Below are 255 nucleotides of genomic sequence, written 5' to 3' on the forward strand. Positions count from 1 at the left end.
CGATGTAGGTGTCGACGCCGTCGCCGCCGATCATGGTGTCAGCGCCTGCGCCGCCATCGAGGGTGTTGGCCAAGGCGTTGCCGGTGATGCGGTTATCCCGCTCATTGCCGGTGCCGTTGACGGCGTTGCCGATCAGGATCAGGTTCTCGACGTTGGCGCCGAGGGTGTAATCGATGGAGGCGAACACGCGGTCGAGGGCGGTCAGCGAGGCATCGGTTTCGATGACCACGTCACCGACGTTGTCGACGTAGTAGG

General features: G+C 63.9%; 1 pseudogene. It reads right to left on the reverse strand.

From position 1 onward, the window contains the following. Positions 1-255 (reverse strand): annotated as a pseudogene (locus AACY19_RS27695) (hypothetical protein); the annotation flags it as partial.

Origin of the sequence: Pseudomonas sp. EA_5y_Pfl2_R50 (genome assembly GCF_963970475.1) — a bacterium.
Taxonomy (GTDB): Bacteria; Pseudomonadota; Gammaproteobacteria; order Pseudomonadales; family Pseudomonadaceae; genus Aquipseudomonas.